The organism is Comamonas antarctica (assembly GCF_013363755.1).
GTDB lineage: Bacteria > Pseudomonadota > Gammaproteobacteria > Burkholderiales > Burkholderiaceae_C > Comamonas > Comamonas antarctica.
This window is the reverse complement of record NZ_CP054840.1, coordinates 482,044-503,161: the sequence shown is the minus strand read 5'-3', so window position 1 is coordinate 503,161 and position 21,118 is coordinate 482,044. Positions and strand designations below refer to the sequence as shown.

Genomic DNA, 21,118 nt, shown 5'->3' with positions numbered 1-21,118 from the left:
TTGCGCCACTGTTTTTTTCCCAACCGACATGCCATCCACCGCCGATCTCTACTGCGTCATGGGCCACCCGGTCGAGCACAGCCGCTCGCCCTGGATCCACGCCCGCTTTGCCGAACTGACCGCGCAGTCCCTGCACTACACCCGTGAACTCGTGGCGCTGGACGGCTTTCCCGCCGCGGTGCGCGCATTTGCCGCGGCCGGCGGGCGCGGCTGCAATGTCACCGTGCCCTTCAAGCTGCAGGCGGCCGAACTGGCCGACCAATGCAGCGAGCGCGTACAGCTCGCGGGCGCGGCCAACACGCTGGTGCTGGCCGAAGGCCGCATCGCGGCCGACAACACCGACGGCCTGGGCCTGGTGGCCGACATCACGCGCAACGCCGGCGTCGCCATTGCGGGAAGCGACCTGCTGCTGATCGGCGCGGGCGGCGCATCGGCGGGCGCGCTCGGCCCGCTTCTTGCGCAACAGCCGCGGCGCATCGTGGTCGTCAACCGCACCGTGGACAAGGCCCGGGCACTGGTGGCGCGCCATGCGCCGCTCGCCGCGCGCCATGGCGTCGCGCTGCAGGCCCAGGGCCTCGATGTCGCGGGCGATTTCGACCTGGTGATAAATGCCTCGGCCAGCAGCCTGGGCGGCGCCGAAGTGCCCGTGCCGGCGAGCGTGCTGCGCTCGGGCTGTCTGGCCTACGACATGATGTACGGCCCCGCGGCCCAGGGTTTTCTCGACTGGGCCGCAGCCCATGGCGCGCGCGGGCGCGACGGCCTGGGCATGCTGGTCGAGCAGGCGGCCGAAGCATTTGCGCTGTGGCGCGGCGTGCGCCCCGAGGGCGCACCGGTGCTGGCCGAGCTGCGCACGCTGCTCGCGGCATGAGCATGCATCCGGTCTGGCGCTGGCTGGCATTGCTGCTGTGCGGCGCGCTGCTGCTGGAGCTGTTCTTCGTCGGCCGCATCGCGGCCATGGCGGTGCTCGACCCGGCGTCGACCACGGTCCAGCGCTCCGAAGCCTGGCAGCTGCTGGGGGAAGGCAAGCTGCGCCAGTGGCGCCACCAGTGGGTGCCGTACGCGCAGATCTCCGACCATCTCAAGCGCGCCGTGGTGGCCGCCGAGGACGACGGCTTCGTCGACCATGGCGGTGTCGAGTGGGATGCGATCGAGAAGGCCTGGGAGCGCAACCAGCGCGCCGAGGCGCGCGCCCAGGCAGCGGGTCGCGCGCCCGCAAGAATCTATGGCGGCTCGACCATCACCCAGCAGCTCGCCAAGAACCTGCTGCTGTCGGGCGAGCGCCAGTTCACGCGCAAGGGCCAGGAGCTGGTGCTGGCGAAGCTGCTGGAGCTGTTTCTCACCAAGCAGCGCATCCTCGAGATCTACCTCAACCATGTCGAGTGGGGCCCGGGCGTCTTTGGCGCCGAGGCCGCGGCCGGCTACTATTTCGGCAAGCCCGCCGCGCGCCTGAGCCCCGCCGAAGCCGCGCGCCTGGCCGTCATGCTGCCCAAGCCCAAGCGCTTTGCGCTGCAGCCCGAATCGCGTTACCTGGCCCAGCGCGCGCGCCTGATCATGCGCCGCATGGGCCAAACCACATTACCCTAAGAACTCTTGCATGCGCATTCTTGGCATTGACCCCGGCCTGCAGACCACGGGCTTTGGCGTCGTCGACGTGGACGGCCACCGCCTGAGCTATGTGGCCAGCGGCACCATCCGCACGACGGCGCTCGACCGCGGCGACCTGCCCGGCCGGCTCAAGCTGCTGTTCGACGGCATCACCGAAGTCGCGCAGCGCTACCAGCCCGACAGCTCGGCGGTGGAAATCGTCTTCGTCAACACCAACCCCCAATCCACGCTGCTGCTGGGCCAGGCCCGCGGCGCGGCGCTGGCGGCGCTCGTCACCAGCCTGCTGCCCGTGGCCGAATACACGGCCTTGCAGATGAAGAAGGCCGTGGCCGGCCACGGCCGCGCGGGCAAGGACCAGATCCAGGCCATGGTGCAGCGCATGCTGCAGCTGCCGGGCCTGCCTGGCCCCGATGCGGCCGATGCGCTGGGCATCGCCATCACGCACGCGCATGTGGGCGCGGCCATGGCGCGCATTGCCGAGGTCGCGCCGCTGCAGCGCCGCCAGCATGCGATGTACAAGGCGGGACGGTCGTACTGAGGGCGCGCATTCTGCACGATCCATCGACGATCTCGAGGCAGGCGGTCCACCCTTCGATGCGCTCAGGGCGAACGGTCGAACCAGCCGCCGCGGCCATTGCGCGACAATGCAAAAACCCGCCCCACGCAAGGCGGGACGGGTTTCCAAAGGCCGGTCCAGGCCCAGTGATCAGCGGCTCAGGATCAACTGCGCGATCACGCCCGTGGCAATCGCCACCAGCAGGTAGTCGCCGCCGTTCTGCACCCATTGGTAGCCCCGCGGAGGTGCCGACAGGTGGTGGCCGCGCCAGTCGTTGACCACATAGTGGCGGGTGCGGTACTGCACGGGAACACGCGAGCCGCGCACCCAGTTGTGGTTCGGGCCGGCGCCGTGGCGGCCGCCATGCGCATGCGGCGGCGGGCCCGGGCGGTGCATTTTGCGGTCGTGCTTGTCGTACTTGCCGTGCCTGTCGTGGCCATGGCCTTGCGAATGGCCGGGAGGGCCGCGGCGATGGTCGGGCTGGGCTTGGGCCAGCGTAGCGCTCAGGCCCAGTGTCAGTGCGACAGCGGTGGCAACTGCGGAGGTGGTCCAGCGGGTCATGGTGTTTCCTTTCAGGAGAGGCGCTGCCTTGCGGCAGCGCGTGATCAATGCGTGATGACCTGGGCAATCAGGCCGGTGGCGACGGCTACCAGCAGGTAGTCGGAACCGACCTGCACCCACTGCTGGCCGCGTCCCGGGCGCTGCAGGTGGTGGCCGCGCCAGTCATCGACCACATAGTGCTTGGTACGGTAATGCGGGGGCAGCTTGCCACCACGGTACAGGTTGTGGTCGGGGCCGGCGCCGCGCGGGCCATGGCCCTGGGCGTGCGCGGGCGGGCCTGGCGGGTGCTGCGGGCCCTTGCCGGGGCGGGCCGCTGGCTGGTGCGGCGGCGGCGGGGCAGGCTGGTGCGCACCCGGGCCGTCGCGGTAGGAATCGGCGGGCCGGGGCTGGGCCGAAGCCAGCGGCGCGAAAGCCGTCAGTGCCATGCCTGCTGCTACCGCCCAGATGCCGGTTTGGATTGATTTTTGAAGTGTCATGTCATCCCCTTGCAGTGGTTGGTTCGACTGCATGATGACCCATCCACGAGCGGTTTGCAGGTCGGAGACGACCGCTTTACACAAGTTTTGCGCAAGGCTTGCGCTCCTTCACAGGAGCAGCGAATCGACACACATAATGGCGCGCAAATGTATCCAAATGGAAACGTATCGACGCTGCCCGACGGCGGCAATCAGGCGATCCGTCCCAACAGCAGGACGGCAAAGAACGCCAGTGCGGCAATGACCATCCATTTGAGGATCAGCAAGCCCCAGCGCTTGTAGCCGGGCTGGCCGGTGCCGAGATAGAACGCGAAGCACAGCAACGAAGCGACCAACAGGAAGCCCACCAGGGCGCGGAAGATCAGCATGCCAGCGTGCTCACCAGGCGTGCACCGTCTGGGCAAAGCCCTTGGGTGCCTGGCGCTCGTTCTCGAAGGTCACGATCTCCCAGGCATCGGGCTGCTCCAGCAGCGCGCGCAGCAGCTGGTTGTTCATGCCATGGCCCGAGCGGAAGGCGCTGTAGGCGGCAAGCAAGGGCTTGCCGATGACGAACAGGTCGCCAATGGCATCGAGAATCTTGTGCTTGGCAAACTCGTCGTCGTAGCGCAGGCCGTCGCTGTTGAGTACCTTGTAGTCGTCCATGACGATGGCATTGTCCAGGCCGCCGCCCAGCGCCAGGCCGCTGGTGCGCAGCATCTCGACATCCTTGGTGAAGCCGAAGGTGCGCGCACGCGCGATGTCGCGCACGTAGTTGCCTTCGCCCAGGTCGAACTCGACGCACTGGCCCGTGGAATCGACCGCGGGATGGGCAAAGTCGATCTCGAAGCGCAGCTTGAAGCCATGGTAGGGATCGAAGCGCGCCCACTTGAGATTCTTGCCTTCGCCCTCGCGCACCTCGACCGGACGCTTGACGCGGATGAAGCGCTTGGGTGCGTTCTGCAGTTCGATGCCCGCGCTCTGCAGCAGGAACACGAAAGACGACGAGGAGCCGTCGAGGATGGGCACCTCTTCGGCGGTGATGTCGATATACAGGTTGTCGAGCCCGAGGCCGGCGATGGCCGACATCAGATGCTCGATGGTATGCACCTTGGCGCCGCCGACGCCAATGGTCGAGGCCATGCGCGTGTCGGTGATCGCATAGGCCGAGATCGGGATATCGACGGGTTCGGGCAGGTCAACGCGCCGGAACACAATGCCCGTGTCGACCGGCGCCGGACGCAGCGTCAGCTCCACGCGCTGGCCGCTGTGCAGGCCCACGCCCACGGCACGGGTCAATGTCTTGAGGGTGCGTTGCTTCAACATGCGGGTATTTTAATTTGTCCAGCCTTGTCCCGGCCAGCGCATGGACGCAGTATTGGCTATTGCCGCGATCAATTCCGCGGTGTGCCAAACCATTGACGTAGAGCCTGCGTTATGAACAGCAGTGGCTGCGGGAGGACTGGCCGTCCATCCTTCGACGGGGTGGCCTAGACGGGGTCGCCTAGACGGGGTCGCCTAGACTGGCTCAGGCCCTTCGACAGGCTCAGGGTGCTCGGGGGCCCTTCGACAGGCTCAGGGCGAACGGGGGCTCACATCGCGCGCAGCGTAGAAACTGGCGCGGCCTGGCATGGGGGCAGCGAGCAAGGGCCGCCCCTGGGCGGGCCCCCGCAGCGAGGCTGCCGTCCCTGCGCGGGCCGCCCCCTTCCACCGAAGGATGAGAAGGGGAAGCCGCGTAAGCGGCTCAGGGGGTTAATCCGCTTGCTTGCGCAGGAAGGCCGGGATTTCCAGGTCTTCCATGCCGCCCGACGACAGCGCATCGACGCGCGCCGCGGCCTGGGTACGGTTGGTGCGCCAGACGCTGGGCACGGACATGTTGCCCATGTTGCCGAAGTCGGTGCCCGAGCCGCCGTTGCCCGCGAGTGCGCTGCCCATCTGGCCAGTGGGCAGCTGGTAGCTCAGGTTGTCGGTGCCGGTGCGCAGGCCGCCTTGCAGCACGGCCATGTTCTGGCGGCGTGCGTTCTGGCGGGCCAGGCCCGTGGCGACCACGGTGACGCGGATTTCGTCGCCCAGGCTGTCGTCGTAGGCGGCGCCGAAGATCACGTGCGCGTCGGGCGAAGCGTAGGCATTGATGGTGTTCATGGCCAGGCGCGACTCCGACAGCTTGAGGCTGCCCTTCGACGCCGTGACCAGCACCAGCACGCCCTTGGCGCCCGACAGGTCGATGCCTTCGAGCAGCGGGCAGGCAATGGCTTGCTCCGCGGCAATGCGCGCACGGTCGGGGCCCGCGGCCGTGGCCGTGCCCATCATGGCCTTGCCGGGCTCGCCCATCACGGTGCGCACGTCTTCGAAGTCGACGTTGACCTGGCCGTACTCGTTGATGATTTCAGCGATACCGCCGACGGCGTTCTTCAGCACGTCGTTGGCGTGCGCAAACGCTTCGTCCTGGGTGATGTCGTCGCCCAGCACGTCGAGCAGCTTCTCGTTGAGCACCACGATCAGCGAGTCGACATTGGCTTCGAGCTCGTTGAGGCCGTTGTCGGCGTTGGTCATGCGGCGGCCGCCCTCCCAGTCGAAAGGCTTGGTCACCACGCCCACCGTGAGAATGCCCATCTCCTTGGCCACGCGCGCGATCACGGGGGCGGCGCCGGTGCCGGTGCCGCCGCCCATGCCGGCAGTGATGAACAGCATGTGCGCGCCGTCGATCGCCGAGCGAATGTCTTCGACGGCGGCTTCGGCGGCTTCGCGGCCCTTCTCGGGCTTGCTGCCCGCGCCCAGGCCGCTCTGGCCGAGCTGGATGGTGCGGTGCGCGGCGCTGCGGATCAGCGCCTGGGCATCGGTGTTGGCGCAGACGAACTCCACGCCTTGGACATTGCGGGCAATCATGTGCTCGACGGCATTGCTGCCGCCGCCGCCCACACCGATCACCTTGATCTGTGTGCCCTGGTTGAACTCTTCGGCTTCGATCATTTCGATGGTCATGTTGCTGCTCCTGAAACTCTGGAAATTAGGGGGTCACGGCCGATAAAAGGGAAAATTCTGCAAACACGCGTATTCGGACATCCGTGGGCGGGCCGGTGATGCGCAGACGGGCGGCGCTCATGGCTAGAAGTTTCCCACAATGAAGTCTTTGAAACGGCCAAAAGCGGTCTTCATCGAGCCACTCTTTTGTGCCACCTTGAAACCGCGCAGGCGCGCCAGGCGCGCTTCGTCAAGCAAACCCATGACTGTAGCCGAGCGCGGCTGGGCCACCATGTCAGCCAAAGCGCTGGAATACTTGGGAATGCCGCGGCGCACGGGTTTGAGGAAGATGTCCTCGGCCAGTTCGACCATGCCCGGCATGACCGAGCTGCCGCCCGTGATCACGATGCCCGACGACAGCACTTCCTCGTAGCCCGACTCGCGGATCACCTGCTGCACCAGCGAAAAGATCTCCTCGACGCGCGGCTCGATCACGCCGGCCAGCGCCTGCTTGCTGATCATGCGCGGGCTGCGGTCGCCCAGGCCGGGCACCTCGACCTGGCTGTCGGGGTCGGCCAGCAGCTGCTTGGCATAGCCGCTCTCGACCTTGATGTCCTCGGCGTCCTTGGTCGGCGTGCGCAGCGCCATCGCGATGTCGCTGGTGATCAGGTCGCCCGCGATCGGGATCACGGCGGTGTGGCGGATCGCGCCGCCGGTGAAGATCGCGACGTCGGTCGTGCCGGCGCCGATGTCGACCACGGCCACGCCCAGTTCGCGCTCGTCATCGGTGAGCACCGCCTGGCTCGAGGCCAGCGGGTTGAGCAGCAGCTGCTCGACTTCGAGGCCGCAGCGGCGCACGCACTTGATGATGTTCTCGGCCGCGCTCTGCGCGCCCGTGACGATGTGGATCTTGGCCTCGAGGCGGATGCCGCTCATGCCGATCGGCTCCTTCACGTCCTGGCCGTCGATCACGAACTCCTGCGGCTCGACCAGCAGCAGCCGCTGGTCGGAGGAGATGTTGATCGCCTTGGCGGTCTCGACCACGCGCGCGACGTCGGTGGGCGTGACTTCCTTGTCCTTCACGGCCACCATGCCGCTGGAATTGAGCCCGCGGATATGGCTGCCGGTGATGCCGGTGCATACGCGCTGGATCTTGCAGTCGGCCATCAGTTCGGCCTCCTTGAGCGCGAGCTGGATGCTCTGCACCGTGGCGTCGATGTTCACCACCACGCCGCGCTTGAGCCCGTTGCCCGGGGCCACGCCCAGGCCCGCCAGCTTGAGCTCGCCATTGGGCAGCACTTCGGCCACCACGGCCATGACCTTGGCGGTGCCAATGTCCAGGCCGACAACCACATCTTTGTATTCTCTTGCCATATCAGAGTCCGCCCTCGGTTGGTCCCATCTTGTTCTGTTGCATATGCCGACCTTTCAGCGCCGCGCCGCAGCCGGCTTGGGCTGGGGTTGGGGACGCGGGGGCGGCATCTTGCCCTGTACTGTGCTCACGCCATGCAGCCGCAGCGCATAGCCATCCTCATAGCGCAGATCGGCCGATTCCAGTGCATCGGCCTTGCGTTGGTATTGCGCGGTGACGGTGGCCAGCGTGCGCACGAAACGCTGCACGCGCTGCAACACCTGCTCCACCGTGCCGCCGCCAAGTTCCATCTGCGCGCCGTTGGCCAGCTTCGCCCGCCAGCTGCCGCGCTCGCTGAGCGTGAGTTCGTCGATCTCCAGCGCCAGCGGCGCCAGCGCCGGCGCCAGCATGCGGTAGACCTGCAGCACCTGCTGCGAGGTGCCCGCCGGGCCCTGCAGCCGCGGAATGCCGTCGCGCTCGACCTCGCCGATATTGGCCTCGAAGACCTCGCCGAAGCTGTTGACCATCTCCGCGCCCGTGTCCGGGCCCCAGAAGGCTTCGGCGACATGCTCGTGCAGCTCGACGCGCAGGCTGTTCGGGTACTCGCGCTTCACCTGGGCTTCGCGCACCCAGGGCACTTCCTCGAAGGCCTCGCGGGCCGCGCGCAGGTCGATGGTGAAGAAATTGCCGGTGAGGCTGGGCGCGACGTTGGCGCGCAGCGTGAACGCGTTGTTGTGCACCATCTCGCCCTCGACAATGATGCGGCTGATCGAAAAAGCCGGGTGGCGCACCACCCACCAGCTGGCCGCCGCCAGCACCAGCGCAGCGCAGCCCACGAACAGGACCGAGGCGGTCACGTTCATGAGCTTGACGTCAAGCGGTGCGGGCAGCGTGCGCTTCATGGCCGGCCTGTGCCTCCATCGAGCGCGGCATTGGCCAGGATGCGCAGGCACAGGTCTTCGTAGCTGATGCCCGAAGCGCGTGCCGCCATCGGCACCAGCGAATGGCTGGTCATGCCGGGCGAGGTGTTGATTTCCAGCAGGAAGGGCTTGCGGTCGCTGGCGCGGACCATGATGTCGGCGCGCGCCCAGCCGCGGCAGCCCAGCGTGCGGAAGGCCTTCTCGACGATGCGCTGGATGTCCTGCTCCTCCGACTGCGGCAAGCCGCTCGGGCAGTGGTACTGCGTGGTGTCGGTGAAGTACTTGTTCTGGTAGTCGTAGTTGCCTTCGGGCGCGACGATGCGGATCACCGGCAGTGCGTTGGCGCGGCCAGCGCTCTCGAGCACCGGGCAGGTGGTTTCATCGCCGTCGATGAACTGCTCGCACAGCACCTCGGGGTCGTACTGCGACGCCAGCGCATAGGCCTGCGCGCATTGCTCGGCGTCCACGACCTTGGTCAGGCCGATGGTCGAGCCTTCGCGCGCCGGCTTGACGATCATCGGCGCGCCCAGCGCGGCGAGCGCGGCGCGGGTTTCGTCGGCGCTGGCCACCAGGCGCCAGTCGGGCGTGGGCAGGCCTTCGAAGCGCCAGATGCGCTTGGTCATGATCTTGTCCATGGCAATGCTCGATGCCATGACACCCGGGCCGGTATACGGAATGTCCAGCAGTTCGAGCGCGCCCTGCACCGTGCCGTCCTCGCCATAGCGGCCATGCAGCGCGATGAAGCAGCGCGCAAAGCCTTCGGCCTTGAGCGCCGACAGCTCGCGCTCGGCCGGGTCGAACGCATGCGCATCGACGCCGCGCGCGCGCAGCGCGTCCAGCACGCCCTGGCCCGACATCAGCGACACCTCGCGCTCGGACGAGCGCCCCCCCATCAGCACGGCGACCTTGCCGAATGCCTTCACATCGATATCCATATGCGCCTTCGCATCCAATCCGCTCATATCCCGACCTTCTCTTCGCTGGGCTGCTGCGCCAGCATCTGCACCAGCCTGCCCGGCACCGCGCCAATCGAGCCCGCGCCCATGCACAGCACGACATCGCCGGGCCGCGCATTGTCGGCGATGGCACGCGGCAGATCGGCAACCTCCTGCACAAATACCGGCTCCACACGTCCCGCCACGCGCAGCGCGCGCGCCAGCGAGCGGCCGTCGGCGGCGACGATGGGCGTCTCGCCCGCGGCATAGACCTCGGTCAGCAGCACCAGATCGGCTTCGCCGATGACCTTGACGAAATCCTCGAAGCAGTCGCGCGTGCGGCTGTAGCGGTGCGGCTGGAAGGCCAGCACCAGGCGCTGGCCCGGAAACGCGCCACGCGCCGCGGCCAGCGTCGCCGCCATCTCCACCGGGTGGTGGCCGTAGTCGTCGATGACGCTGAATTCGCCGCCCGCACAGGGCAGCACGCCATAGCTCTGGAAGCGCCGGCCCACGCCCTTGAAGTTCTGCAGCGCGCGCAGCAGCGCGGCGTCGTCGATCTCGAGCTCCATGGCAATGGCCACTGCGGCCAGCGCGTTGAGCACGTTGTGCCGGCCCGGCAGGCTCAGCACGACGTCCAGGTCGGGGTAGCCGCCATTGCCCGGCTGCGCCTCGCGGCGCACGGTGAAATGCATCTCGGCGCCGCGCGCCTGCACGTTGACGGCGCGCACCTGGGCGTCTTCGCTGAAGCCGTAGGTGGTCACGGGCCGCGCCACCGTCGGCAGGATGTCGCGGATCGCCGGGCTGTCCGTGCACAGGATGGCGCGGCCATAGAAGGGCATGCGGTGCAGGAATTCGACAAACGCGCTCTTGAGCCTGCCGAAGTCATGGCCGTAGGTTTCCATGTGGTCGGCATCGATGTTCGTCACCACGGCCATGCAGGGCAGCAGGTTCAGGAACGAGGCATCCGACTCGTCGGCCTCGACGACGATGTAGTCGCCCTGCCCCAGCTGCGCGTTCGCGCCCACGCTGTTGAGCTTGCCGCCGATGACGAAGGTCGGGTCGAGCCCGGCTTCGGCCAGCACGCAGGTCACCAGGCTGGTGGTCGTGGTCTTGCCATGCGCGCCGGCAATCGCAATGCCGTGCTTGAAGCGCATCAGCTCGGCCAGCATCAGCGCGCGCGGCACGACGGGAATCTTGTTCGCGCGCGCGGCCAGCACTTCGGGGTTGTCGGCCGTCACGGCCGTCGAGGTCACGACGACGTCCGCGCCTTCGATATGCTTGGCCGCATGGCCGACGCAGGTGGTGATGCCCAGGCTCTTGAGGCGCTGCAGGCTGGGGCTGTCGACCAGGTCGGAACCCGAGATCCGGTAGCCCAGATGGTTCAGCACTTCGGCGATGCCGCTCATGCCGGCGCCGCCCAGGCCGACAAAATGGATGTGGTGGATGGCGTGTTTCATGCCGCCAGTTCCTCGCACGCGCGCACCACGGCCGTGGTCGCCTCTGTCTTTTGCATCTTCTTCGCTCGTTCCGCGCGCTCCAAAAGCGTGGAACGCTGCATATTTAATAGCATATTGGACAACATTTCGGCGTTCATTTCACGCTGCGGCAGCAACCAGCCCCCGCCGGCGTCAACTATGAAACGCGCGTTGCGCGTCTGGTGGTCGTCCACGGCCGAAGGGAAAGGTACGTAAACCGCGGCCGCGCCCACGGCGGCGATCTCGGTCACGGTGCTGGCGCCCGCGCGGCAGACGATCACATCGGCATCGGCAAAGGCCTGGGCGGTGTCGTCGATGAAGGGCGTGAGCGTGGCTTCGACGCCCGCCGCCGCGTAGTTCGCGCGCAGCGCCTCGATCTGCTGGGCGCCGCTCTGGTGCAGCACCTGCGGACGCTGATCGGCGGGCATCAAGGCCAGCGCCTGGGGCACGGTTTCATTGAGCGCGCGCGCACCCAGGCTGCCGCCCACCACCAGCAGGCGCAGCGGGCCGCTGCGGCCCGCGAAGCGCTCGGCCGGCGCCGGCTGCTGCGTGAATGCCGGGCGCAGCGGATTGCCGACCCATTGGCCCTTCTTGAAGACCTGGGGAAACGCGGTGAACACGCGGTCGGCGACGCTGGCCAGCACCCGGTTGGCCATGCCGGCCACCGAATTCTGCTCATGCAGCACCAGCGGCTTGCCGGCCAGCACGGCCATCATGCCGCCAGGAAAGCTGATGTAGCCGCCCAGGCCCACGACCACGTCGGGCTTGACGCGGCGTACCACGGCCAGCGCCTGCCAGAAGGCCTTGAGCAGGCGCAGCGGCAGCAGCGCCAGCGTCACCAGCCCCTTGCCGCGCACGCCGGAAAAGTCGATCGTCTCGAGCGTGAAGCCCTGGGGCGGCACCAGCCGCGACTCCATGCTGCCGGGCGCGCCCAGCCAGTGCACCTGCCAGCCGCGCTCGCGCAGCGCGTGCGCCACGGCCAGGCCCGGGAAGATGTGGCCGCCGGTGCCGCCGGCCATGATCAATGCGGTCTTGCTCATGGATGTCCTCCGCGCATGAGTTCCTTGTTCTCGTAATCCACGCGCAACACCACGGCCAGCGCCACCAGATTCATCAATATCGCCGACCCGCCAAAGCTCATGAACGGCAGCGTCAGCCCCTTGGTCGGCAGTGCGCCCAGGTTCACCCCCATGTTGATGAAGGCCTGGAAGCCGACCCACACCGCGACGCCCTGCGCCACCAGCCCGGAGAACACGCGGTCGAGCGCCACCGCGCGGCGGCCGATGTGCATGATGCGGCGCGTGATCCAGAGGAACATGATGATCAGGATCAGCACGCCCATCAGGCCGAATTCCTCGCCGATGACGGCCAGCAGGAAGTCGGTATGCGCCTCGGGCAGCCAGTGCAGCTTCTCGACGCTGCGCCCCAGGCCGACGCCGAAGATCTCGCCGCGGCCGATGGCAATGAGCGCATGCGACAGCTGGTAGCCCTTGCCCAGCGCGTGCTTCTCGTCCCAGGGATTGAGATAGGCGAAGATCCGCTCGCGCCGCCATTCGGAGAAGCCGATCATGATCACGAACGCCAGCACCACCAGGAACGCGATCAGGAAGAACATGCGCGCGTTCACGCCGCCGAGGAACAGGATGCCCATGGCGATCACCACGATCACCATGAACGCGCCCATGTCGGGTTCGGCCAGCAGCAGCACGCCGACCACCACCACCGCCGCGCCCATGGGCAGCACGGCGCGGAAGAACCGCTCCTTCACCGCCATCTTGCGCACCATGTAGTCGGCCGCATAGATCAATACCGCGAACTTGGCGAGCTCCGACGGCTGGAAGTTCATGATGCCCAGCGACAGCCAGCGGCGCGCGCCGTTGACCACGGTGCCGACATGCGGAATCAGCACCGCGACCAGCAGCACCAGCGAGACCAGGAACAGCTTGCGCGCGATGCGCTCCCAGGTCGCCATCGACACCTGGAAGGCCAGCAGCGCGCCGACGAAGGCCATGCCGATCGACATGCTGTGGCGCAGCAGGAAGTGGGTCGGCGCGATCTTGCCGAAGCGCGGGTTGTCGGGCATCGCGATCGAGGCCGAATAGACCATCACGATGCTCCAGGCCAGCAGCCCGATCACCATCCAGATCAGCGCCTGGTCGAGGCCCAGCACGCTGGCCGGCGTCACGGTGGGTCGGCGGTACTGCGGCCCGCCGACGCGCACCGGCAGCACATCGACGGCCTTTTCCGACAGGCCGCCAAACCAGGCGGCCATGCGCTGGGAGATGGAAGCGGCGCTCACAACCCGCCCTCCAGGTCATGGCCGGCGTCATGCGCCAGGTCCTGCACCGCCTGCACGAACTGGCGCGCGCGGTCTTCGTAATCCTTGAACATGTCGAAGCTCGCACACGCCGGCGACATCAGCACCGCCTCGCCGGGCCGCGCCTGGGCGTGGGCCATGGCCACGGCATCGGGCATCGTCGCCGCAGCGTGCAGCGGCACGCCCTGGCCTTCGAGCGCGGCGCGGATGCGCGGCGCATCGCGCCCGATCAGCACCACGGCACGCGCATAGCGCGCGACCGGCGCGGCCAGCGGCGAGAAATCCTGCCCCTTGCCTTCGCCGCCCATGATCACCACCAGCCGGCGGTCGGCACCCAGGCCGGTGAGCGCGGCCACGGTGGCGCCGACATTGGTGCCCTTGCTGTCGTCGAAGAATTCGACGTCGCCGACCACGCCCACGGGCTCGACGCGGTGCGGCTCGCCGCGGTATTCGCGCAGGCCGTACAGCATGGGCGCGAGCGCGCAGCCCGCGGCCGAGGCCAGCGCCAGCGCCGACAGCGCATTGATCGCGTTGTGCCGGCCGCGGATGCGCAGCGCATCGGCGGGCATCAGCCGCTGGATGTGCAGATCGTCCTGCGGCGCGCGTGCGCGCTTGCCGGTTTCATCGGCTTCGAGCGCGCGCACCAGCCAGGCCATGCCAGCCACGACCTCGATGCCGAAGTCGCCCGGGCGGCGCGGCATGTCGCCGCCAAAGGTGACATGCTGGCGCTCCTGCGGGCGCTGCAGCTTGACGCGCGTGGGCGCGGGCAGCATCTGCATCACGGCCGGGTCTTCGCGGTTGAGCACCATCAGGCCGTCGCCGAAAATGCGCGCCTTGGCCGCGGCATAGGCGTCGAGGCTGCCGTGCCAGTCCAGATGGTCCTGGCTGATATTGAGCACCGCCGCGGCCGTGGGCGAAAAGCCCGTGGCGGCCTCGAGCTGGAAGCTCGACAGCTCCAGCACCCAGGCCTGCGGCAGCGTGCCGGCATCGATATGGCCGGACAAGGTGTCCAGCAGCGTCGGGCCGATGTTGCCGGCCACGGCCACGCTCATGCCCGCATGCGCCAGCAGCTGTCCCGTGAGCGAGGTGACCGTGGTCTTGCCGTTGGTGCCGGTGATCGCCAGCACCGCGGGCTGGTAGCCATGGCCGCGGGCCAGCGCCTGCAGCGCCAGCGCGAACAGATCGAGTTCGCCGCTCAGGCCCAGGGCCTGCACCCGCGCGGCTTCGAGCACGGGCGCGAGCTGCGCCGGGCTCAGGCCGGGCGAACGGTAGACGGTCGTGAAATTCTGGCCGTCGAGCAGCGCGGCATCGAACGCGCCTGCCACGAAGCGCACCTGCGGCAGCTCCTGCTGCAGCACCGCCAGCTGCGGCGGCGCCTGGCGCGTATCGGCCACCGTGACCTGCGCCCCGAGGCGCGCGCACCAGCGCGCCATCGCCAGGCCCGAGGCGCCCAGGCCCAGCACCAGCAGTTGCTGGCCGGCCAATGGCAGTTCCTGCGCATCGGCTGCCTGCGGCCAGCCCGCGGGCACGGGCGGCAATTCGGGCGCGGCTTCGGCCTGGGCTTGCGGCGCCACCTCGGCCTCGGGCTCGCCGGCGGGCGCGGCCACCTGCGCGAAGATCTGCGCGACAAAGGCTTCGGCGTCCTGCGCCGCACGCAGGCTGCTCAATGGCGGCACGGGCGCGGCGGCGGGCACGGCCGTCTCGGCCGGCGCTTCGCCAGCCGGGGCATCGTGCGCCGCGTCATTCAAGACGGGCGCAGCCGCGTCCAAGCCGGGCGCAGGCTCGGCCTGGTCCACGGCGCACAGGGGCGCGGCTTCGTCCGGCAGCAGGCCGTCGACGGCGGTTGAGGGGGTGTCGGGCGTATTCATCGCAGTTTCAGCGTGGACAGGCCGATCAGGCACAGCAGCATGGTGATGATCCAGAAACGCGTGACGACCTGCGTCTCCTTCCAGCCGCTCTTCTCGAAATGGTGGTGCAGCGGCGCCATCTTCAGCAGGCGCCGGCCTTCGCCATAGCGTTTCTTGGTGTACTTGAACCAGACCACCTGCAGCATCACCGACACCGCTTCGGCGACGAAGATGCCGCCCATGATGGCCAGCACGATTTCCTGGCGCACGATCACCGCGATGGTGCCAAGCGCGCCGCCCAGCGCCAGCGCGCCGACGTCGCCCATGAACACCTGGGCCGGGTGCGCGTTGAACCACAGGAAGGCCAGGCCCGCGCCGGCCATGGCCGCGCAGAACACCAGCAGCTCGCCCGAACCCGCGATGTGCGGGAACAGCAGGTACTTGGCGAAGCTGACGCTGCCCGTGACATAGGCAAAGATGCCCAGCGCCGAGCCGACCATGATCACCGGCATGATGGCCAGGCCGTCGAGGCCGTCGGTCAGGTTGACGGCATTGCTCGCGCCGACGATGACCAGATAGGTCATGATCACGAAGCCCAGCACGCCCAGCGGGTAGCTGACTTCCTTGAAGAATGGCACCAGCAGGCCGGCCTTGGGCGGCAGGTCCATGGCAAAGCCCGACTGCACCCAGCGGATGAACAGTTCGAACACCTGCATGTTGCTGTTCTCCGAGATGCTGAACACCAGGTACAGCGCGGCCAGCAGGCCGATGACCGACTGCCAGAAATACTTCTCGCCCGAGCGCATGCCCTCGGGGTCCTTGTTGACGACCTTGCGCCAGTCATCGACCCAGCCGATGGCGCCGAAGCCCAGCGTCACCAGCAGCACGATCCAGACGAAGCGGTTCGACAGTTCGAACCACAGCAGCGTGGAGATCGCGATCGACAGCAGGATCAGCACGCCGCCCATGGTGGGCGTGCCGCTCTTGGCCAGATGGGTTTCCATGCCGTAGCCGCGCACCGGCTGGCCGATCTTCAGCGAGGTGAGCAGACGGATCACGCGCGGCCCGGCCACCAGGCCGATGACCAGCGCCGTGAGCGCGGCCATCACGGCGCGCAGCGTCAGATACTGGAATACGCGCAGAAAACCGAATTCCGGCGACAAGCCCTGCAACCATTGAAAAAGCATCAGCAGCATGCGGCCTCCGCTGCTGCACTGTCCGCGCACGCCGAAATGGCCTGCACCACCTGTTCCATCTTCATGAACCGAGATCCCTTGATCAACACGCTGCCCACCATGGGCAGCCCTTCGCGCAGCGCTGCCAGCAGCGCCGCCATGTCTTTGAAATGCTGTGCCGTCTCGCCGGCGGCGGCGGCCGCATGCGTGCCTTGCTCCCCAAGCGCCAGCAGCCGCTCGATGCCTTTTTCACGCGCATAGGCGCCGGCTTCGGCATGGAACTGCGGGCCCTGGTCGCCGACCTCGCCCATGTCGCCCATCACCAGCCAGCGCGGCGCGGGCAGCTCGGCCAGCACGTCGATCGCGGCCCGCATCGAGTCGGGGTTGGCGTTGTAGCTGTCGTCGATGACGGTGATGGCGCGCCCGCCGATGCGCACGCTCAGCGCGCGCGAGCGGCCGGTCACAGGCACAAAGCTGCTCAGGCCCGCGGCAATTGCCGCCAGCGGCACGCCCGCGGCCAGCGCGCAGGCCGCGGCGGCCAGCGCATTGCGCACGTTGTGGCGGCCCGCAATCTGCAAGCGCGCATCGAATTCGCCCGCGGGCGTGGCAACGCGTACCTGCCAGGCGCCCTGCTGCCACTCGGCCTGCAGCGCATGCACCTGGGCACCTGCCGCAGCATCGCCGAACCGCAGGCATTGGCGCTGCCCGGCCAGCCGTTGCCAGACCGGCGAATATTCCTCGCCCGCCGGGAACACCGCCACGCCATCGGCCGGCAGGGCCGCCAGCACCGCGCCGTTTTCCTCGGCCACGGCCTGCACGGTGTGCATGAATTCCAGGTGCTCGCGCTGCGCGTTGTTGACCAGCGCCACCGTGGGCTGCGCCATGCGCGCCAGCCGGGCGATTTCGCCCGGGTGGTTCATGCCCAGCTCGACGACGGCCAGGCGGTGTTGCGCTGTCAGCCGCAGCAGCGTCAGCGGCACGCCGATCTCGTTATTGAGATTGCCGCGCGTGGCCAGCGCCTGCGCGCCGGCCTGCGCCGCCAGGATGGACGCGACCATCTGCGTGACCGTGGTCTTGCCATTGCTGCCCGTGACCGCGATCAACGGCAGCGCGAACTGCGCGCGCCAGGCGCGGGCCAGCGCGCCCAGCGCCGCCAGCGTGTCATCGACCTCGATGCCGGGCAGGCCGCCACCGGCCAGCCGGCCCGGGTGGGCCAGGGCCGCGGCCGCGCCGCCGGCCTGCGCCTGGGCCAGGAAATCATTCGCATCGAAGCGCTCGCCCTGGAGCGCGACAAACAGGTCGCCCGGCTGCAGGCTGCGCGTGTCGGTATGCACGCGCGCAAGCGGGGTCTGGCCATCGCCGGCAAGGCGGGCCGTGGGGATCTGCGTCTGGATCAGTGCCAGCGCCTGGTTCAGGGTCATCATGACCGTTTCATTCCTTCTCGCGCCGCCAGCGCCTTGCGCGCCTCGGCCATGTCGGAGAACGCGCGCCGCTGGCCCGCGATCTCCTGGTAATCCTCGTGTCCCTTGCCGGCAATCAGCACCACGTCCTTGGGACCTGCCGCGGCCAGCGCCTGGCCGATGGCCAGGGCGCGGTCGGCTTCCGAGCGCAGATGCTCCGACGGCGCCATGCCGCCCAGGATCTGCGCGATGATCGCGTCGGGGTCTTCGCCGCGCGGATTGTCGCTGGTCACGACCACGCTGTCGGCATGGCGCTGCGCCATCTCGCCCATCAGCGGGCGCTTGCTCGCATCGCGGTTGCCGCCGCAGCCGAACACGCACCACAGCCGGCCGCCGCGCTGGCGCGCCGCGGGCCGCAGCGCCTTGAGCGCCTGCTCCAGCGCATCGGGCGTGTGCGCATAGTCCACAGCCACCAGCGGCTGGCTGGCCAGCGCGATCTGCTGCATGCGCCCGGGCACGGGTTCGAGCTGATCGCAGGCGGCCACGGCCTGGTCCAGGCTCAGGCCCAGCGCGCGCAGCGCGGCCAGCACGCCCAGCAGGTTGGCGACGTTGTACTGTCCGACCAGGCGCGTCTTCAGCACATGGCTGTGCGCATCCTCGATCACGGTGAACTGCAGGCCCTCGGGCCCCAGGCTGATGTCCTTGGCCTGCAGCCGCGCCGGCCCCAGCGTGGAGACGCTCCAGACATCGAGATCGCGCGACTGCAGGCTGGCCCACAGGCGCGCGCCATGCGCATCGTCGACGTTGACCACCGCCGCCTGCAGGCCGGGCCAGTCGAACAACGCCTTCTTGGCCTGCCAGTAGGCCTCCATGCTGTGGTGGTAGTCGAGGTGGTCCTGGGTGAAATTGGTGAAGATCGCCACGCGGATGCGCAGGCCCGCGAGGCGGTGCTCGGCCAGGCCGATCGAGGAGGCCTCCATCGCGCAGGCGGCCACGCCCGCATCGAGGTACTCGCGCAGCACGCGCTGCAGGCGCACCGGATCAGGGGTGGTCATGCCCGTGTCTTCGAGCCGCGGCGGCACGCCCACGCCCAGCGTGCCGATCATGGCGCAGCCGTGGCGGCCGTCGATGGCGTGCTGGGCCAGCGCATGCGCAAGCCACCAGGCGGTGGTGGTCTTGCCGTTGGTGCCGGTCACGGCCAGCACGCGCAACTGCTCGCTGGGATGGTCGTACCAGAGCGCGGCAATCTCGCCGCTCGCGGCCTTGAGGCCGGGCAGCGCGGCGATGCGCGCGTCGGAAAAATCAAAGGCCTCGACGCCCTGGGCTTCGACCAGGCAGGCCGCAGCGCCGCGGGCCAGCGCCGCCGCCACATGCGCGCGGCCGTCGGTGGCCGCGCCGGGCCAGGCGATGAAGGCGTCGCCAGCAGCGACCAGGCGGCTGTCGGTCTGCAGCCGGCCCGTGATCCGGCCGCGCAGCCAGCGCACCGCGTCCGGCACCGAAGTCAGTTGCACCAGGCTCATAGCGACTCCTCCACCGGATTGGCGACGATCTGCGGCACCACGGCCATGTCGGGCTGCACGCCCATCAGCCGCAGCGACTGCTGCACGACCTCACTGAATACCGGCGCGGCCACCGTGCCGCCATAGAAGCTGCCGGCGCTGGGCTCGTCGACCATCACGGCGACGATCACGCGCGGCTTGTCGACGGGCGCCAGGCCCGTGAACCAGGCGCGGTACTTGCCCGCGGCATAGTTCTTGCCGACCTGCTTGCGCGCCGTGCCCGACTTGCCGCCGACCGAGTAGCCCACGGTCTGGGCCTTCTGGCCGGTGCCGCCCGGGCCGGCCGCGAGCGCCAGCATCTGGCGCACCTGGTTGGCGGTGCGCTCGGAGAAGATCGGCACGCCCACCGGCGGCTCGTCGCGCTTGAGCATGGTCGCGGGAATCACCCGGCCGTCATTGGCGAACACGGTGTACGAGCGCGTCATCTGCAACAGGCTGGCCGACAGGCCGTAGCCATAGGACATCGTGGCCTGCTCGACGGGACGCCAGGTCTTGTACGGGCGCAGGCGGCCGCTGGCCGCGCCGGGGAAGGCAATCTGCGGCTTCTGGCCGAAGCCCACGGCCGAGAAACCTTCCCACATCTGCTGCGCGGTGAGGCTCTGCGAGATCTTGGTCGTGCCGACGTTGGAGGACTTCTGGATCACGCCGGCCACCGTGAGCAGGCCGTAGTTGTGCGTGTCGGAAATCGTCGAACCGGTCACATTGATGCGTCCGGGCGTGGTGTCCACGGGCGTCTCGGGCTTGAACTTGCCGGTCTCGAGCGCAATGCCGACGGTGATCGGCTTCATGGTCGAGCCGGGCTCGAACACGTCGGTGATGGCGCGGTTGCGCAGCTGCTCGCCGGTCAGGTTCTTGCGCTTGTCGGGCACGTAGCTCGGGTAGTTGGCCAGCGCCAGCAGCTCGCCGGTGCGGGCGTCCATCACCACCACGCTGCCGGCCTTGGCCTTGAACTTCTCGACCTGATCGCGCAGCTTCTGGAAGGCAAAGTACTGGATCTTGCTGTCGATCGACAGCTGGATGTCCTGGCCGTCCATGGGCGGCACCTCTTCGCCCACGCCTTCGACGACCCGGCCCATGCGGTCCTTGATCACGCGGCGCGAGCCGGCCTTGCCGGCCAGCTCCTTGTTGAAGGCCAGCTCCATGCCTTCCTGGCCGTGGTCCTCGACGTTGGTGAAGCCGACGACGTGGGCCGAGGGCTCGCCCTCGGGGTACTGGCGCTTGTATTCCTTGCGCTGGTAGATGCCCTTGATGCCCAGCGCCTTGATCTGCTCGCCCACGTCCCAGTCGAGCTGGCGCTTGATCCAGACGAAGGTCTTGTCCTCGTCGGCCAGCTTGGCGTCCAGCGCGGCCGGCGTCATCTCCAGCAGCGGCGCGAGCTTGCGCAGCTTGGCGGCGACTTCGGGGTCGTCCTTGTCGACGTCCTCGGGAATCGCCCAGATGCTGGCCGCGGGCACGCTCGAGGCCAAAATCAGGCCATTGCGGTCGAGAATGCGGCCGCGGTTCGCGGGCAGCTCCAGCGTGCGCGCGAACCGCACCTCGCCCTGGCGCTGGAAGAAATCGTTGCCGAACACCTGCACATAGGCGGCACGCGCCCCCAGACCGACGAAACCCAGCGCCAGCATGGCAACAATCATCTTGCTGCGCCACAGCGGCGTCTTGCTGGCCAGCAAGGGGCTCGAGGTATAGAGCACGCTGCGCGTCATGGCGCGGTCTCCAGGCGGCCGTTGTCCTGCACATACTGGGTGATGGCGGGCGTGGCGGAATGCATCTTGAGCTGGTCGCGCGCCAGGCCTTCGACGCGCAGCGGCGTGGCCTGGGCGCGCTTTTCGACTTCGAGGCGCTGGTTTTCGGTGGCAAGCCGGCGCGACTCGCTGACCGCGCGGTCCAGCTCGGTGAACAGCCGGCGCGACTCGTACTGCGAGTGCACCAGGAAGATCGCGCTGGCCATCAGCGCCAGCAGCAGCATCAGATTCAGGCGCAGCATGGCCGGCCTTTCTGTGCGAG

Annotated in this window: 20 protein-coding genes; 3 read left to right on the top strand and 17 right to left on the bottom strand. The window is 68.4% G+C overall.

Annotated features, from left to right (window positions below; translation table 11 throughout):
• The first annotated feature begins 28 nt into the window (after window positions 1-28).
• From aroE to ruvC, 3 genes are read left to right on the top strand one after another with little or no spacing between them, the layout of a single operon-like run.
• Window positions 29-868, top strand: a complete 840-nt coding sequence (gene aroE / locus HUK68_RS02370; protein WP_175502767.1) for a shikimate dehydrogenase — start codon at window positions 29-31, stop codon at window positions 866-868.
• A 2-nt stretch (window positions 869-870) separates the two neighbouring features.
• Complete coding sequence (gene mtgA, locus HUK68_RS02365) at window positions 871-1,584, top strand: monofunctional biosynthetic peptidoglycan transglycosylase (protein WP_175505707.1); 714 nt, start codon at window positions 871-873, stop codon at window positions 1,582-1,584.
• Between the two features lie 10 nt (window positions 1,585-1,594).
• The gene (gene ruvC, locus HUK68_RS02360) at window positions 1,595-2,143 is read left to right on the top strand and encodes a crossover junction endodeoxyribonuclease RuvC (RefSeq protein ID WP_175502766.1); all 549 of its coding nucleotides are present in this window, start codon (window positions 1,595-1,597) and stop codon (window positions 2,141-2,143) included.
• Between the two features lie 168 nt (window positions 2,144-2,311).
• On the opposite strand, the gene HUK68_RS02355 is transcribed toward ruvC, so the two are convergent.
• The 17 genes from HUK68_RS02355 to ftsL all read right to left on the bottom strand — a co-directional run bounded on the left by HUK68_RS02355 (window position 2,312) and on the right by ftsL (window position 21,098).
• Window positions 2,312-2,722, bottom strand: coding sequence for an RcnB family protein (locus HUK68_RS02355; protein WP_175502765.1), 411 nt, complete (start codon window positions 2,720-2,722; stop codon window positions 2,312-2,314).
• Between the two features lie 44 nt (window positions 2,723-2,766).
• Window positions 2,767-3,147, bottom strand: coding sequence for an RcnB family protein (locus tag HUK68_RS02350; RefSeq protein ID WP_175502764.1), 381 nt, complete (start codon window positions 3,145-3,147; stop codon window positions 2,767-2,769).
• Between the two features lie 242 nt (window positions 3,148-3,389).
• Entirely contained in the window at window positions 3,390-3,566 is a 177-nt protein-coding gene (locus HUK68_RS02345) for a hypothetical protein (RefSeq protein ID WP_175502763.1), read from the bottom strand.
• Window positions 3,567-3,576: 10 nt separating this feature from the next.
• Complete coding sequence (gene lpxC, locus HUK68_RS02340) at window positions 3,577-4,500, bottom strand: UDP-3-O-acyl-N-acetylglucosamine deacetylase (protein WP_175502762.1); 924 nt, start codon at window positions 4,498-4,500, stop codon at window positions 3,577-3,579.
• Between the two features lie 426 nt (window positions 4,501-4,926).
• Window positions 4,927-6,156, bottom strand: coding sequence for a cell division protein FtsZ (gene ftsZ, locus HUK68_RS02335; RefSeq protein ID WP_175502761.1), 1,230 nt, complete (start codon window positions 6,154-6,156; stop codon window positions 4,927-4,929).
• Between the two features lie 123 nt (window positions 6,157-6,279).
• Complete coding sequence (gene ftsA / locus HUK68_RS02330; protein WP_175502760.1) at window positions 6,280-7,509, bottom strand: cell division protein FtsA; 1,230 nt, start codon at window positions 7,507-7,509, stop codon at window positions 6,280-6,282.
• Window positions 7,510-7,563: 54 nt separating this feature from the next.
• Entirely contained in the window at window positions 7,564-8,388 is an 825-nt protein-coding gene (locus tag HUK68_RS02325) for a cell division protein FtsQ/DivIB (protein WP_175502759.1), read from the bottom strand.
• A complete protein-coding gene (locus HUK68_RS02320) occupies window positions 8,385-9,368 on the bottom strand; it encodes a D-alanine--D-alanine ligase (RefSeq protein ID WP_175502758.1) in 984 nt (327 codons plus the stop codon). The genes HUK68_RS02325 and HUK68_RS02320 overlap by 4 nt, the downstream gene beginning before the upstream one ends.
• The gene (gene murC, locus HUK68_RS02315; RefSeq protein ID WP_175502757.1) at window positions 9,365-10,798 is read right to left on the bottom strand and encodes a UDP-N-acetylmuramate--L-alanine ligase; all 1,434 of its coding nucleotides are present in this window, start codon (window positions 10,796-10,798) and stop codon (window positions 9,365-9,367) included. The genes HUK68_RS02320 and murC overlap by 4 nt, the downstream gene beginning before the upstream one ends.
• Window positions 10,795-11,856, bottom strand: coding sequence for an undecaprenyldiphospho-muramoylpentapeptide beta-N-acetylglucosaminyltransferase (gene murG, locus HUK68_RS02310; protein WP_175502756.1), 1,062 nt, complete (start codon window positions 11,854-11,856; stop codon window positions 10,795-10,797). Before murG ends, murC begins: the two co-directional genes overlap by 4 nt.
• Window positions 11,853-13,088, bottom strand: a complete 1,236-nt coding sequence (gene ftsW / locus HUK68_RS02305) for a putative lipid II flippase FtsW (protein ID WP_175505706.1) — start codon at window positions 13,086-13,088, stop codon at window positions 11,853-11,855. Before ftsW ends, murG begins: the two co-directional genes overlap by 4 nt.
• A gap of 23 nt (window positions 13,089-13,111) precedes the next feature.
• A complete protein-coding gene (murD, locus tag HUK68_RS02300) occupies window positions 13,112-15,001 on the bottom strand; it encodes a UDP-N-acetylmuramoyl-L-alanine--D-glutamate ligase (RefSeq protein WP_175502755.1) in 1,890 nt (629 codons plus the stop codon).
• On the bottom strand, window positions 14,998-16,176 hold the full coding sequence (gene mraY, locus HUK68_RS02295; protein WP_175502754.1) for a phospho-N-acetylmuramoyl-pentapeptide-transferase: 1,179 nt from the start codon (window positions 16,174-16,176) through the stop codon (window positions 14,998-15,000). The genes murD and mraY overlap by 4 nt, the downstream gene beginning before the upstream one ends.
• Window positions 16,167-17,579 (bottom strand): UDP-N-acetylmuramoyl-tripeptide--D-alanyl-D-alanine ligase, encoded by a 1,413-nt coding sequence (locus tag HUK68_RS02290; RefSeq protein WP_175502753.1) that lies wholly within the window; start codon window positions 17,577-17,579, stop codon window positions 16,167-16,169. The genes mraY and HUK68_RS02290 overlap by 10 nt, the downstream gene beginning before the upstream one ends.
• Window positions 17,576-19,075 carry a UDP-N-acetylmuramoyl-L-alanyl-D-glutamate--2,6-diaminopimelate ligase gene (locus HUK68_RS02285; protein WP_175502752.1) on the bottom strand — a complete coding sequence of 500 codons (1,500 nt, stop codon included), beginning with the start codon at window positions 19,073-19,075 and terminating at the stop codon, window positions 17,576-17,578. Before HUK68_RS02285 ends, HUK68_RS02290 begins: the two co-directional genes overlap by 4 nt.
• Window positions 19,072-20,817, bottom strand: a complete 1,746-nt coding sequence (locus HUK68_RS02280; RefSeq protein WP_175502751.1) for a peptidoglycan D,D-transpeptidase FtsI family protein — start codon at window positions 20,815-20,817, stop codon at window positions 19,072-19,074. The genes HUK68_RS02285 and HUK68_RS02280 overlap by 4 nt, the downstream gene beginning before the upstream one ends.
• On the bottom strand, window positions 20,814-21,098 hold the full coding sequence (gene ftsL / locus HUK68_RS02275) for a cell division protein FtsL (RefSeq protein WP_175502750.1): 285 nt from the start codon (window positions 21,096-21,098) through the stop codon (window positions 20,814-20,816). The genes HUK68_RS02280 and ftsL overlap by 4 nt, the downstream gene beginning before the upstream one ends.
• Between the last annotated feature and the right edge of the window lie 20 nt (window positions 21,099-21,118).

Bases quoted from the DNA above. Each gene is read 5' to 3' on its own strand.
- murC (WP_175502757.1), bottom strand. From the start codon at position 10,798: ATGAAACACGCCATCCACCACATCCATTTTGTCGGCCTGGGCGGCGCC.
- aroE (WP_175502767.1), top strand. From the start codon at position 29: ATGCCATCCACCGCCGATCTCTACTGCGTCATGGGCCACCCGGTCGAG.
- HUK68_RS02325 (WP_175502759.1), bottom strand. From the start codon at position 8,388: ATGAAGCGCACGCTGCCCGCACCGCTTGACGTCAAGCTCATGAACGTG.
- mraY (WP_175502754.1), bottom strand. From the start codon at position 16,176: ATGCTGCTGATGCTTTTTCAATGGTTGCAGGGCTTGTCGCCGGAATTC.
- ftsA (WP_175502760.1), bottom strand. From the start codon at position 7,509: ATGGCAAGAGAATACAAAGATGTGGTTGTCGGCCTGGACATTGGCACC.
- HUK68_RS02350 (WP_175502764.1), bottom strand. From the start codon at position 3,147: ATGGCACTGACGGCTTTCGCGCCGCTGGCTTCGGCCCAGCCCCGGCCC.
- HUK68_RS02280 (WP_175502751.1), bottom strand. From the start codon at position 20,817: ATGACGCGCAGCGTGCTCTATACCTCGAGCCCCTTGCTGGCCAGCAAG.
- HUK68_RS02320 (WP_175502758.1), bottom strand. From the start codon at position 9,368: ATGAGCGGATTGGATGCGAAGGCGCATATGGATATCGATGTGAAGGCA.
- ruvC (WP_175502766.1), top strand. From the start codon at position 1,595: ATGCGCATTCTTGGCATTGACCCCGGCCTGCAGACCACGGGCTTTGGC.
- murD (WP_175502755.1), bottom strand. From the start codon at position 15,001: ATGAATACGCCCGACACCCCCTCAACCGCCGTCGACGGCCTGCTGCCG.
- mtgA (WP_175505707.1), top strand. From the start codon at position 871: ATGCATCCGGTCTGGCGCTGGCTGGCATTGCTGCTGTGCGGCGCGCTG.
- HUK68_RS02285 (WP_175502752.1), bottom strand. From the start codon at position 19,075: ATGAGCCTGGTGCAACTGACTTCGGTGCCGGACGCGGTGCGCTGGCTG.
- HUK68_RS02290 (WP_175502753.1), bottom strand. From the start codon at position 17,579: ATGATGACCCTGAACCAGGCGCTGGCACTGATCCAGACGCAGATCCCC.
- ftsZ (WP_175502761.1), bottom strand. From the start codon at position 6,156: ATGACCATCGAAATGATCGAAGCCGAAGAGTTCAACCAGGGCACACAG.
- murG (WP_175502756.1), bottom strand. From the start codon at position 11,856: ATGAGCAAGACCGCATTGATCATGGCCGGCGGCACCGGCGGCCACATC.
- ftsL (WP_175502750.1), bottom strand. From the start codon at position 21,098: ATGCTGCGCCTGAATCTGATGCTGCTGCTGGCGCTGATGGCCAGCGCG.
- ftsW (WP_175505706.1), bottom strand. From the start codon at position 13,088: ATGGCCGCCTGGTTTGGCGGCCTGTCGGAAAAGGCCGTCGATGTGCTG.
- HUK68_RS02345 (WP_175502763.1), bottom strand. From the start codon at position 3,566: ATGCTGATCTTCCGCGCCCTGGTGGGCTTCCTGTTGGTCGCTTCGTTG.
- HUK68_RS02355 (WP_175502765.1), bottom strand. From the start codon at position 2,722: ATGACCCGCTGGACCACCTCCGCAGTTGCCACCGCTGTCGCACTGACA.
- lpxC (WP_175502762.1), bottom strand. From the start codon at position 4,500: ATGTTGAAGCAACGCACCCTCAAGACATTGACCCGTGCCGTGGGCGTG.